Here is a 12,472-nt window from a genome sequence, read left to right on the forward strand (position 1 = left end):
AGTCGGGCGCAAGCCCGACCGGGTGAGGGGATCGGGAGCAGAATGTCGGAGTTCCGATCCCCTCACCCCGCTCGCGCAAGCGCGAGTCGCCCTCTCCCTATGGGAGAGGGGTCTGACAGCTCTCTACCCTTAGCGGACATTCCATCTCGATCATCGCCGCACCGATCGCCGTTTGCAGACCGTTTCCGGTGGCACTTCTGCGCCGATCTTTCTTAGAGCGACTCGGATCGCCGATGCGGATGTTACAGCGCCATCCAGACAATCCGCCTCCGGCAACAGTTGCACGAGTTTTGGGACGGCTGACGTTGCGCCTCCTCCCAGGTTACCCAGTGAGGCGGCTATCCACAGGCGAACAGCATCCTCCTGCGTGTCGAGGAGTGGGATAAGAAGGGCGGTTATGCTTGACGGCGCTGCCTGTGTTTTATCTGCGGTCAAGGTCGCGAGGTTCCGAGCTGCCTCAACCCTATCGCCGACCGTTTGCCCGGCTCGAACTTGCTCGACGGCCGCGACTATACGGTCCCACCTGCCTATGTCTTCCGCCGAGGCGAAGGATGTCGGCAGAGCCAACGCCACAGCGCTAAGGCTGTAGAGTAAAGATGTGGTCCGGAATGACATCCGCGCACCCTACCTTCCCAATGTCCGCAATGCATCAGTTGCGAACGAACATCTGTCCTACACCCCGACCGATCGGGCATATGCTCGTGGATGACCGAGCCTCGCTTTCGTGCGTCCTTCACGCCTTCCCGATCACCATCCGTCTCGGAACCTCCACGGCTCGGCTCTGCCCAATTCCAGCCAAACGCCTGCGATCACACGACAGTCCCGCATAAGTTCACGAAAAAGGCGCGTCACCCCTGGCACTTTGTGAACTTAAGCGCCCGTGTCTGGGCGCATCGCGCAATCGCGGCTTCCGCATTGCGCCTTCGGCATGGTAGCGGCGGGGGCATGATCCGCATCCTTGCCGCCGGTCTCGCGGCGCTTTCGCTCACTTCTCCGGTCATGGCCCAGCAGAACAAGCTCACGCTCGAACGCCTTTACGGCAATCCGCCGCTCTCAGGCCCCACGCCGCGGCTGTTGAAGCTGTCGCCGGACGGGCGCTGGCTGACCTCGCTGCGCAACCGGCCGGACGAGAAGGAGCGGTTCGACCTCTGGGCGCTCGACACCAGGACCGGATCGGAAAAGATGCTGGTCGATTCCAAGGCGTTCGGCACCGGCGCCGCGCTGTCCGAGGCCGAGCGGATGCAGCGCGAGCGCGCGCGCATCGCCGACCAGAAAGGCATCGTCGCCTATGACTGGAGCGCTGATTCGAAGACCCTGCTCGTGCCTTTGGACGGCGACCTTTATCTCGCCTCCCTGGACGGCAAGGTCCGCCGCCTGACCGACACGCCGACCAGCGAGCTCGACGGCACTGTCAGCCCCAAGGGCGGCTTCGTCTCCTTCGTCCGCGACCAGAACCTCGTCGTCCACGACCTCGCCTCGGGCAAGGAACGCGTGCTGACAGAGGGCGGCGGCGGTCCGGTGAGCTGGGGCACCGCCGAGTTCGTGGCCCAAGAGGAAATGCACCGCACGCGCGGCCATTGGTGGTCGCCCGACGATCGCTGGATCGCGGTCGAGCGCTCCGACGAAACCCCGGTCGCGATCGTCACCCGCGCCGCGATCGGCGCCGACGGCACGCGCGTGTATCAGCAGCGCTATCCCAAGGCCGGCACCGACAATGCCCTGGTCGAACTCCATGTGTTCGATGTTGCGAGCGGCCGCAGCACCAAGGTCGATCTCGGCACAAACCCCGACATCTATCTCGCCCGCGTCGACTGGACGAAGGACGGCAAGGCGCTGCTCTTCCAGCGCGAAAGCCGCGACCAGAAACGCCTCGACCTGCTCCGCGTCGATCCGGCCACCGGCAAGTCGGAAGTGCTGTTCACTGAGACAGCGAAGACCTGGATCAACCTCCACGACAATCTGAAGCCACTCGCCGACGGCAGCCTGCTCTGGACCTCGGAGCGCGACGGCTTCAGCCATCTCTATCGCTGGAAGGCGGGCAAATGGACCCAGCTCACCCACGGCGCCTGGCAGGTGAAGGATATGGCCGGCGCCGATGAGGCGAAGGGCCTCGCTTATGTCGTCGCCAATCGCGACACGCCGCTCGAATGGCAGCTCTACGCGGTGCCGATCGGCGCGGCGGGCGAGCCGAAGCGGCTGACCGATGCCGGATTCAGCAACGCGGTCGAGATGGACAAGGCGGCTGCCCACATCATCGTCACCCGTTCCAGTACGGCGCAGCCGCCGCAGACCTATCTTGCCAGTGCGAGCGGGCAGGGCCGCCGCTGGATCGAGGAGAACCGCGTCTCCGGCGATCATCCATACGCGCCGTTCGCCGCCACCGCGGTCGCGCCGAAGTTCGGCACGATCAAGGCCGCCGACGGCGTCACTGATCTCCATTACAAACTCTACGTGCCGACCGGTTTTGCCGGCCCACGCCCGGTGCTGCTCTGGGTCTATGGCGGCCCCGGCGCCGGGCGGCAGGTCGCGAACGAATGGATTCGCGACATCCCGCTCCAGCAATATCTGGTGTCGAAGGGCTGGGTGATTTTCTCCGTCGACAATCGCGGCACCCCCGATCGCGGCAAGGCGTTCGAGGACGCGATCTTCCATGCGATGGGCAGCGCCGAAGTCGCCGACCAGCTCGCCGGAGTCGCCTGGCTGAAGCGCCAGCCCTTCGTCGATCCCAGGCGGATCGCCGTCTATGGCTGGTCCTATGGCGGCTATATGACGCTGAAGCTGCTGGAGGCCGCGCCCGGCACCTTCGCGGCCGGCGTCGCCGGCGCGCCGGTCACGCGCTGGGAGCTGTATGACACCCATTATACGGAACGCTATCTCGGCGACCCGCGCACCGACGCCGCCGCCTATGAGAAGGCCGACGCGCTCACCAACGCGACCGCGATCAAGGACCCGCTGCTCCTCCTCCACGGCATGTCGGACGACAATGTCGTGTTCGACAACTCGACCGCGCTGATGGCGAAGCTGCAGGCCGCCGCCGTGCCGTTCGAGACCATGGTCTATCCCGGTTTCGGCCACGGCGTGCGCGGTCCCGGCGTCAGCGTCCATCTCTGGCGGACGATCGAGAACTTCCTCGACCGCGAAGTGGAGGCAAAGCGATGACCACGCCGCCCCGCCTCGACGGGATGGTGCCCGAAGCGCTCGCGCCGAAGAGCTTCCGCATCTTCCTCGAAGACTTCGACCTGCCGGTCGATATCGGCTTTCATGATTTCGAGATCGGCACGCCGCAGCGGCTGCTGGTCAGCGTCGATGTCTACGTCACGGCGGAAGCGTTCGCGAGCCAGGACACGCAGGCGGCGGCATGGAACTATGATTTCCTGCGCACCGAAATCCGCCGCATGACCGAAGGCCGGCGCTTCAACCTGCAGGAAACGCTGGCGCGAGAAATCTATGAGCTGATCGCTGCCCGCAAGGGCGTGACCGGTCTCCGCATCTCTACCCGCAAGCCCGACATCTATCCCGAGTGCGCCGGCGTCGGCGTCGAGATCAGCTCGTTCTGACGTTCCGGGTGCAGGCGCCGAGCTGCTGCAGCACATAGGCATAGTCGCCCCGCGCCGCCTCGGCGTTCGCGGCTTCCAGATCGGCGGTCGCTTCGGCCGGAAGCTGGCGCGGCAGCCCGCAGGCGAGCCGGTACCAAAGCAGCGTGTCGCGCTGCGGCGCCTGCGCGGCCTCGTCGACCACTTCGCCGAGCGCGACCGACCATTGCCGGTCCTGCCCCGGCCGGCTGAGCACGCTGATCGAGATCGGGCGATTGTCGCGCGTCGCAAGGAATATCTGCGTCTCGCCTTCGCCCGGGATCGATCCCGGCACATGAAAGGCGCTGGTGATGCCGGTGACCGGCGGCGCGGCGTCCGGGCGCACCCCTTCGGTCAAGATTGCCCGCACCCTTTTGTCGAGCTCCGGCGTCATCATCATCTGCGCATCGGGCGAGATGAGCTGCAGCACGCCGGGCTTACCAGCGATCGGCCGGGCCAGCAGCAGCACATGCCGGTTCTTCAGCTTCGGCACCTTGCCCTTCGCGTCCAGCGGCACGTCGGCCAGGTACTGGACGGCCGGCGGCACGTCCCCGGGCCCGCGAATCAGGGTGTTCGCGGTGGCCTCGACAAACAGCCGCGCGTGGCCGGCGGCGAGGTTCGGCGCCTGCTCCGACTTCAGCCGAATCGTGTCGGTCACCGTCGCAACCAGCGCGATCGGTGCGGCCAGCGCCCGATCGGCCAGGTCGGCATAGCTGTATTGAGGCGTCGGCAGGGCCGTTTGCGCCGCCATGTCCACCGGTGTCAGAAGAGCGATTGCCGTAACGGCAATCAGATAGGGGATACGCATCATTTCCTGCGCGTTACAGCCTTTGGAGTGACGCCCGCCAGCACAAAAGTGTCATAGCGGGACCGTATGTTGCGCGCGTCCGACAAAGCGTTTGCGTCATGTAATGACGGAGGATAGATACCCGGGCTTCGCCTTACGAATAATAACACGGGCGAAATGGACTGAATTGCGGTTTCAGGTCGGCGCTCCCTTCGCTCCAGCCTGGCCGAGAGAGGGAGTCTCGTTACTGAATGGCCTACGCTGACAAACAAGGCTTGAACGGTAGCAAGGTCGCGTCGATCGTAATTGTGATCCTGATCCACGCGCTGCTTGGCTACGCGTTCGTGACTGGCCTTGCGTTCAACGTCATCAAGAAGGTCGCGACCGACCTGAAGACGTTCGACGTCCAGGAGGAGCCGCCGCCCCCCGAGGAGCCGCCACCTCCGCCCCCACCCGACCAAAAGGTCGAGCCACCGCCCGTCGTGACGCCCCCGCCGATCGTACAGGCGCCGTCCGTGCAGGCACCGGTGATCATCGCGCAGCCTAACCCGCCGCCGGTCTTCGTGCCGTCGCCGCCGGCTCCGCCGCCACCGCCGCCGCCGCCCGTTCCGACCGTCTCCAAGGCGGCCGGTCCCAAGGGCGATCCCTCGCGCTTCGTGACGACGGACGACTATCCGCCGCGCGCGCTGCGTGAAGGCGCGGAAGGAACGACCCGGATCACATGGGACATCAACACGGAAGGCCGGGTCGAAAACTGCCGCGTCTCTTCGTCCAGCGGCAATGCCGATCTGGACGACGCCGCGTGCCGGGCGATGACTCGCAAGGGTCGCTTCTCGCCGGCGCTCGATCAGAGCGGCAATCCGATCAAGAGCACCCAGTCCCGCAACGTGAAATGGGTCATACCGAAGTAGTGGCAGTGCTGCGCTCAGCAGCGTCGATCGAACTATTCTAAAGGACTAACGCATGATCACTCAAATCGCTTTCCTTCAGGAAGCCGCAGCCGCCGCTCCGAAAGGCGAAAATCCCTACGGTCTTCTTCCCGCGCTCCAGCAGGGTGGTGTCATCGCCTGGTCGGTGTTCCTCATCCTGGTCGGCATGTCGATCTTCTCGTTCTACATCCTGTTCACCAAGCTCTTCGAACAGCAGAAGATCATCAACCAGGGCCGCAAGATGCGTGCCGGCTTCTGGAACATGACCAGCCTGAAAGAAGGCGCCAACAAGCTCGAGAAGAACTCGGCCTACCGCCAGATCGTCGACGACGCGATCACCGCGCAGGAACAGCATGGCAAGCTGACCGATCCGGTCGAAGCGCATGACTGGATGCACGGCTCGATCAACCGCAGCCAGGGCCTCATCAATTCGAAGCTCAACGGCGGCCTCGCCTTCCTGGCGACGGTCGGCGCGACGGCGCCGTTCATCGGCCTGTTCGGTACGGTTATCGGTATCTACCGCGCGCTCATCAAGATCGGCCTGGCCGGCCAGGCGTCGATCGACGCCGTTGCGGGCCCGGTCGGTGAGGCGCTGATCATGACCGCGCTCGGTCTGGCCGTCGCCGTGCCGGCGGTGCTTGCCTACAACTGGCTGCAGCGCCGCAACAAGGCGATCGCGGAAGACCTCTCGGCCTTCTCGAACGACGTGCTCGGCTACATGATGTCGGGCGGCAGCGTGAAGCCGTCGAGCCTGCGTCCGGCGACCGCGCCGGCCGGCGCCTCGACCAAGCCGGCGGTCAGCACGGCGAAGCCGACGACCACCACCACGGCTGGTCAGGTCGGCGGCGTTCAGCCGAAGGCCTAAGACGGACTGGCGGACGCCTGCTCCCTTATGGGCGTCCGCCACCCTCCGCCGGGGTCCCGGCGGATCAAGACAGGATAGGATCCTATGGCTTTTGCAGTTGGGGGTGACGACGATGTCCCCATGTCGGACATCAACACGACGCCTCTCGTGGACGTCATGCTGGTGTTGCTCATCATCTTCTTGATCGCGGTTCCGGTCGTGATCCAGACGATCCAGGTGAAGCTGCCGAACGTCCGCTTCGACCCGACGACGACCAAGCCCGAAAACGTCTCGCTCACCGTGCGCGGCGAAAAGGACGGCTCGTGCGGCGTCTATTGGGGTCTGACCAAAGTGAATGCGAGCGAGCTGCTCGACCGTGCGGTCGCGAAGCTCCGTCGCGAAATCGATCGCCAGGGCGGCCCGAACGCTCCCGGCCTCGAGCTTCCCGAAGCGCACATCCGCGGCGACGTGAACACGCCGTACCGGTGCATCGGCGGCGCGATCTACACGATGCAGTTGGCCGGCTTCAGCCGCGTCGGCTTCATCTCCGAGCCTCCTCCGGGCGGCAACGTCGTTCGCCTCTGATTTAGGAGTATCTCATGGCAATCAGTGGTGGCCGCGACGACGGCGAACCGATGGGTGAAATGAACACGACGCCGTTGATCGACGTCATGCTCGTGCTGCTCATCATGTTCATCATCACCATCCCGATCCAAACCCACGCGGTGAAGATCGACCTGCCGGTCAACAGCGACCAGAACACGCCGCCGCCGATCGATCCGATCAAGAACACCGTCTCGGTCGACCCGGCCGGCACGGTGACCTGGAACGGCTCGCCGATCGACATGGTGACGCTGCGCCTGTACCTCGACCGCACCCGCGCGATGAGCCCGGAGCCGGAACTGCACGTGCAGCCCGATCCCCAGGCACGCTATGCGGTGGTCGACAACGTCCTCGCCGTGATCAAGCGCTCGGGCGTGACCAAGATGGGCTTCGTCGGCAACGAGCAATATCGCGCGTTCTGACGTTCGCACGATCGAACCAAGGGGGCGGTGCCGAAAGGCGCCGCCCTTTTTGTTTCAAACCCTCTCCCCTCTGGGGAGAGGGCGACTCGCGCCTGCGGGCGCGAGCGGGGAGAGGGGCCTGGGCGCGATAGTCTCTGCCCCTCTCCCGGCTGAGCTGCGCTCAGCCTGCCCTCTCCCCGTTGGGGAGAGGGCTGTGTAACGACGATCCGTGCCCGAACTCCCCATCCACGCCGTCCTGCCCGATCTCCTCGCCGCCCTGCGCGAGCGGAGCAGCGCGGTCGTGGTCGCGCCGCCGGGCGCCGGCAAGACCACCGCCATCGCCCCGGCCCTGATCGACGAATCCTGGTGCACCGGCGAAATCCTGCTGCTCTCCCCGCGCCGCATCGCCGCCCGCGCCGCCGCCGAGCGCATGGCGCAGCTTGCCGGCGAACCGGTCGGCAAGACCTTCGGCTATGCCACCCGCATGGACGTGAAGCGCTCGGCCGCCACTCGCGTCACGGTCCTGACCGAAGGCATTTTCGTCAACCGCATCCAGGCCGATCCCGAGCTTGCCGGCGTCTCGGCCGTGCTGTTCGACGAGGTCCACGAGCGCAGCCTCGACAGCGATTTCGGCCTGGCGCTTGCCCTCGACGCGCAAACCGCGCTGCGCCCGGACCTCCGGCTCGTTGCGATGTCGGCCACCCTCGACGGCGCCCGCTATGCCGCGCTGATGGACGGCGCGCCGGTCATCGAAAGCCAGGGCCGCTCGCACCCGCTCGAGCTCCGCTATCTCGGCCGCGCCGCCGAAATCCGTATCGAGGATGCGGTGGCGCAGGCGATCCGTCGTGCGCTTCGTGACGAGGATGGCGGCGTGCTCGCCTTCCTGCCGGGCGTGGCCGAGATCGAGCGCACGGCGGAACGGATCGGCCCGCTTGCCGACAGCATCGTCCTCCACAAACTGCACGGCCAGATCGATCCCGCAGCCCAGCGTCTCGCCATCGCCCCGGCTGGCCCTTGCCAGCGCAAATTGGTGCTGGCCACGTCGATCGCGGAAACCAGCCTGACCCTGGACGGCGTCCGCGTCGTGGTCGACTCCGGCCTTGCGCGCCGCCCGCGCTACGACCGATCGGCCGGCATGACGCGCCTCGTCACCGAGCGCGCCAGCCAGGCCGCCGTCACCCAGCGCGCGGGTCGCGCCGCGCGGCAAACGGCGGGCGTCGCCTATCGGCTGTGGGAGGAAGCGGCAACCGCGGGCCTGCCGCGCTTCGACCCGCCCGAAATCCTCGAAGCCGATCTGTCGCCCCTGCTGCTCGCGAGCGCGATCTGGGGCGTCGCCGATTCGCGCATGCTGCGGTGGCTCGACCCACCCCCCGAGGCCGCCATCGCCGAAGCCCGCGCGCGCCTGACCGAGCTTGGCGCGCTGGAGGGGGAAGGGCGCCCAACCGACCATGGCCGCCGCGTCGCAGAACTGCCGATGCCGCCACGCATCGCGCACATGCTGGCCGAGGCCGAGCGGCTCGGCATGCTCGACCTCGCCGCCGAAGCCGCCGTCCTCCTCGCCGAACGCGGCCTCGGCGGCAACGACGCCGATCTCGACCTCCGCCTCCAGCGCTGGCGCACCGAACGCGGCAAGCGCGCGGAAGCGGGCCGGGGATTGGCGAGGCGGTGGGTGAATTTTGTTCAACCCTCTCCCCACCGGGGAGAGGGACGGTCGCGTAGCGGCCAGGGAGAGGGGGCGAGTCCCCAAGACAGCCCCTCTCCTGGCGTCGCTTCGCTCCGCCACTCTCTCCCCGGTGGGGAGAGGGTTGGGATGTGCATCGCCCTCGCTTACCCCGACCGCCTCTCCAAACGCCGCTCCGCCGACGGCGCCGACTGGATCAGCGCCGGCGGGCGCGGGTTCCGGCTCGATCCGGCCTCGCCGCTTGCCCGCGCCGAATGGCTCGCCGTCGCCGAAGTGCAGGGCGCCGCCGCCGGCGCGCGCATCCTCTCCGCCGCGCCGATCGAAGCCGAAGATGTCGAGGCGCTGTTCGCCGATCGGATCAAGACCGTCCGCCGCGTCCGCTTCGATCCCAAGACCGGCGCCGTCGCCGCAGTGCGCGAGCGCCGGCTGGGTGCGATCCGCCTCTCGTCGGGACCGGACGCCGCCGCCGACCCGGAAGAGATCGCCGCCGCCCTGCTCGAAGGCATGCGCGAACATGGCCTCGCGCTGTTGCCCTGGTCCGCCGCCGCCACACTCCGCACGCGCGCCGCCTTTGCCGGCATCGACCTGTCGGATGAGACACTCCGCGCTCGCCTCGACGAATGGCTGCCGCCCCTGCTCACGGGTAAGCGCCGGCTCGATGCCCTCGATCCCGGCGCGCTCACCCAGGCGCTGGAAATGCTGATCGGCTGGGACGCCAAACGCCAGATCGATGCCGTCGCGCCGTCGCACTTCACCTCCCCCGCGGGCAGCACGCACCCGATCGACTATGGCGCAGAGGCCGGTCCCACGGTGGAGCTCCGCGTCCAGGCGCTGTTCGGCCTTGCCGAGCACCCGACTGTCGGACGCGACCGCGTGCCGCTCGTCCTCAGCCTCACATCGCCCGCCGGCCGCCCGATCCAGACCACGCGCGACTTGCCGGGTTTCTGGCGCGGAAGCTGGTCAGCGGTCGCCAAGGAAATGCGCGGCCGCTACCCGAAGCATCCCTGGCCCGACGATCCGGCCGCCGCAGCGCCCACACTCCGGACCAAGGCAGCCGACGCGCGCGCGGGGCGTTGAGCCTGAAGCGCGCATCCATTACACGCTCCCGCATGTCCCAAGCCCGCATCTTCCAGCGTCCCAAGAACGCCACCCAGTCCGGCCGCGCCCGCACCGATGAATGGGTGCTCGAATATCTGCCGCGCGAGAAGACGCCGGTCGATCCGCTCACCGGCTGGAACGGCCTCGCCGACACCCGCGCCGAAGTGAAGCTTGCGTTCCCCACGCTGGATGCCGCCAAGGCTTATGCGGCCAAGCACGGCATCGACGCCTATGTCGTGCCCGCGCCGCAGCCTAAGCTGAAGCTGCAGGCCTATGCGGATAATTTCCGGTAATCTCCCAACCCTCTCCCCTCCGGGGAGAGGGCGACTCGCGCCTGGGGGCGCGAGCGGGGAGAGGGGGCCGGGCTCCGAGTGACGACTCGGCCCCTCTCCCTGGCTGCTACGCAGCCTGTCCCTCTCCCCGGAGGGGAGAGGGGTGGAGGATGCTCGCCGCCAGCAACAGCAGCATCTTCACGTCGATAAAGCACCCCTCCGCGCGCTTCCGCTCAACGAACGCCGGCACCTCGCCCATAGGCACGCGGTGCACGGTGATGCCTTCGCCCGCCTCGCCGCCGCCGTCGCCGGCCTTGGTCAGCCCGTGCGCCTTCACCAGCGTGAAGGTCTCGGAGACCATGCCGGGCGAGGAAGCGAACTCGCCGATCACTTCGATCCGCTCAGGGCGATAGCCGGTCTCTTCCTCCAGCTCGCGCGCGGCGGAGGCTTCGACCGTCTCGCTCTTGTCGATATCGCCGACCAGGCCGGCCGGCAGCTCCAGGCATGGCCCGCCGAGCGGCACGCGGTTCTGCTCGACCAGCAGCACATGACCGTCGTCGATCGCGATGATCACCGCCGCATGGATGTCGTTCGCGCGGCCGACGAATTCCCACCGTCCCTTGCGCTTCGCCTCGATGAATTTCCCCGCCCAGACGGTTTCGATCGGTTCCTGGCTCATAGCTGGATCAAACGATCCGGCAGCTCATTCGGGTCTTGGCCGGTATAGGGAAAATGCGCGGCCAGCACGTCGCCGATCTTGCCGACCGCCGCCGCCATGCCGTCGCCCGGCCGCCCGCCGCGCACGCCGTCCAGCAGCGCGACCATCGCCTCGCCCCATTCCTCGCCGGAGATCTTCGACTGGATGCTTTCGTCGGCGACGATTTCCGCCCGCCGTTCGGCGAGGCTCAGATAGAGCAGCACGCCGGTGCGGGTTGCGGTGCGCCGTTCGGTGCTGGCCTTGAAGACCATAATCGCGCGCCGCCGCACTCGCCGCGCCTTGGTTGCGCCCGGCGTCAGCGCCTGCTTGATCGCCGGAATCGCGAACAGGAAGCGTCCGATCAGGAACGCGACGGCGACTTTCAGCAGGACAATCGTCAGCATCAGCCTGAGCGGCGGCGGCTCGTCGCCCCACCCCTGGTGCAGCAGCGACGCGCCCCATTCCAGCAGCCCCGGAAAGGTCGCGAACAGCGCCAGCGGCAGCAGCGCCAGCAGCACGGCCCAGTGCAGCACCACGTCCGCGTAGCTGTCGGATTCGGGCGCCATCACCACCGCGATCTCGCCGTCGGTTTTCGCCTCCGCGTCGCGGATAGCACGCGCGACGGCTTCCTGGTCTTGAGGTCCCAGCATCACCAGCTCCCCGATGCGCCGCCGCCGCCGAACGAGCCGCCCCCGCCGCCGGTAAAACCGCCGCCGCCCCAGCCGCCCCCGCTGCTGCCGCCGCCCCAATCGCCACCTCCCCAGATCGAGCCACCCCGGCTGCGCGAGGCGCTGTCGGCAATCTCGCTCGCCGCCCACAGCCAAACCGGCCAGTTGCTGCCGCGATCGTATCGCCGCGCGCCCCACGGCCCCTTCCGCCGCCGGTGCGAGAGGATGATGAAGCCGAGCACGAACAGCCAGAAGATCAGCCCGATCGGAATGCCGCCGCCGGCATGGCGTTGAGCTTGCGTATGAGTGCGGTCGAATTCCTGGATGGCCTTGGCCTGCGCGGCCTTTGCCTGCTCGTCGGGCATGGAGAGCTGCTGGATGATCGCGTCTGTTCCCGCTTCGAGAGCCCCCGGAATATCGCCATTTGCTTTCAATGGCGGCATCATCTTGGTGTTGATGATGACGCTGGCGAACGCATCCGTCAGCACCGGCTCTAGCCCGTAGCCGACCTCGATGCGCGGGCCACGCTGGCCTGCCGGATTGTTCGGCGCGATGAATAGGATCACGCCATTGTTGACGTCCTTAAGGCCGACAGCCCAGGCCCGCCCAAGCTTGTACCCATAATCCTCGAGCGGATAGCCTTGGAGGTCGGCGATCGTGGCGACTACGAGCTGCCGCCCGGTTTGCTGTTGAAATGCCTCCAGCTTCTGCCGCAGCGCCGCCTCGCGATCATCGGGGATCACGTTTGCATCATCGACGACCAGTCCGGTGAACTTCGGAAAGGTTTGGGCAAGCGCGGGCGTGGCGAACAGCGCTAGTAGGACGACGACAAGAGCTGCCCACAAACTCCGTTCGGGCTGAGCCTGTCGAAGCCCTGCTCTTTCTTGCGGCGATAGAGAAAAAGAACAGGCCTTCGACAA

At 67.0% G+C, this 12,472-nt stretch carries 12 protein-coding genes; 8 read left to right on the forward strand and 4 right to left on the reverse strand.

Annotation, left to right across the window (positions count from 1 at the left end):
* Positions 1–945 precede the first annotated feature (945 nt).
* Together ACFSCW_RS04555 and ACFSCW_RS04560 are read left to right on the forward strand one after the other, a co-directional pair.
* On the forward strand, positions 946–3,159 hold the full coding sequence (locus tag ACFSCW_RS04555) for a S9 family peptidase (RefSeq protein WP_380887340.1): 2,214 nt from the start codon (positions 946–948) through the stop codon (positions 3,157–3,159).
* Positions 3,156–3,557, forward strand: a complete 402-nt coding sequence (locus ACFSCW_RS04560) for a dihydroneopterin aldolase (RefSeq protein ID WP_380887341.1) — start codon at positions 3,156–3,158, stop codon at positions 3,555–3,557. The genes ACFSCW_RS04555 and ACFSCW_RS04560 overlap by 4 nt, the downstream gene beginning before the upstream one ends.
* Here the strand turns inward: ACFSCW_RS04560 and ACFSCW_RS04565 are convergent.
* The gene (locus ACFSCW_RS04565; protein ID WP_380887343.1) at positions 3,544–4,323 is read right to left on the reverse strand and encodes a hypothetical protein; all 780 of its coding nucleotides are present in this window, start codon (positions 4,321–4,323) and stop codon (positions 3,544–3,546) included. The genes ACFSCW_RS04560 and ACFSCW_RS04565 overlap by 14 nt on opposite strands.
* 287 nt (positions 4,324–4,610) lie before the next feature.
* Here ACFSCW_RS04565 and ACFSCW_RS04570 point away from each other — a divergent pair, with 287 nt between their 5' ends.
* The 6 genes from ACFSCW_RS04570 to ACFSCW_RS04595 all read left to right on the forward strand — a co-directional run bounded on the left by ACFSCW_RS04570 (position 4,611) and on the right by ACFSCW_RS04595 (position 10,208).
* Positions 4,611–5,270 carry an energy transducer TonB gene (locus ACFSCW_RS04570; RefSeq protein ID WP_380887345.1) on the forward strand — a complete coding sequence of 220 codons (660 nt, stop codon included), beginning with the start codon at positions 4,611–4,613 and terminating at the stop codon, positions 5,268–5,270.
* A gap of 52 nt (positions 5,271–5,322) precedes the next feature.
* Positions 5,323–6,153, forward strand: a complete 831-nt coding sequence (locus ACFSCW_RS04575; RefSeq protein WP_380887347.1) for a MotA/TolQ/ExbB proton channel family protein — start codon at positions 5,323–5,325, stop codon at positions 6,151–6,153.
* 84 nt (positions 6,154–6,237) lie between these two features.
* Complete coding sequence (locus ACFSCW_RS04580; protein ID WP_380887349.1) at positions 6,238–6,717, forward strand: ExbD/TolR family protein; 480 nt, start codon at positions 6,238–6,240, stop codon at positions 6,715–6,717.
* 14 nt (positions 6,718–6,731) lie between these two features.
* Positions 6,732–7,157 carry an ExbD/TolR family protein gene (locus ACFSCW_RS04585; RefSeq protein ID WP_380887351.1) on the forward strand — a complete coding sequence of 142 codons (426 nt, stop codon included), beginning with the start codon at positions 6,732–6,734 and terminating at the stop codon, positions 7,155–7,157.
* A gap of 208 nt (positions 7,158–7,365) precedes the next feature.
* Positions 7,366–9,894, forward strand: a complete 2,529-nt coding sequence (gene hrpB / locus ACFSCW_RS04590; protein WP_380887353.1) for an ATP-dependent helicase HrpB — start codon at positions 7,366–7,368, stop codon at positions 9,892–9,894.
* A gap of 32 nt (positions 9,895–9,926) precedes the next feature.
* Positions 9,927–10,208 (forward strand): ETC complex I subunit, encoded by a 282-nt coding sequence (locus tag ACFSCW_RS04595; protein ID WP_380887356.1) that lies wholly within the window; start codon positions 9,927–9,929, stop codon positions 10,206–10,208.
* A 106-nt stretch (positions 10,209–10,314) separates the two neighbouring features.
* Here ACFSCW_RS04595 and ACFSCW_RS04600 read toward each other — a convergent pair whose 3' ends face one another.
* Genes ACFSCW_RS04600 through ACFSCW_RS04610 form a run of 3 tightly spaced genes read right to left on the reverse strand, consistent with a single transcriptional unit; the run spans position 10,315 to position 12,397 of the window.
* A complete protein-coding gene (locus ACFSCW_RS04600; RefSeq protein ID WP_380887358.1) occupies positions 10,315–10,866 on the reverse strand; it encodes an NUDIX hydrolase in 552 nt (183 codons plus the stop codon).
* A complete protein-coding gene (locus ACFSCW_RS04605; protein ID WP_380887360.1) occupies positions 10,863–11,534 on the reverse strand; it encodes a TPM domain-containing protein in 672 nt (223 codons plus the stop codon). The genes ACFSCW_RS04600 and ACFSCW_RS04605 overlap by 4 nt, the downstream gene beginning before the upstream one ends.
* Positions 11,534–12,397, reverse strand: a complete 864-nt coding sequence (locus ACFSCW_RS04610) for a TPM domain-containing protein (protein ID WP_380887362.1) — start codon at positions 12,395–12,397, stop codon at positions 11,534–11,536. Before ACFSCW_RS04610 ends, ACFSCW_RS04605 begins: the two co-directional genes overlap by 1 nt.
* Between the last annotated feature and the right edge of the window lie 75 nt (positions 12,398–12,472).

Source organism: Sphingomonas tabacisoli, assembly GCF_042678385.1.
In the GTDB taxonomy this organism is placed as follows: Bacteria; Pseudomonadota; Alphaproteobacteria; order Sphingomonadales; family Sphingomonadaceae; genus Sphingomonas_B; species Sphingomonas_B tabacisoli.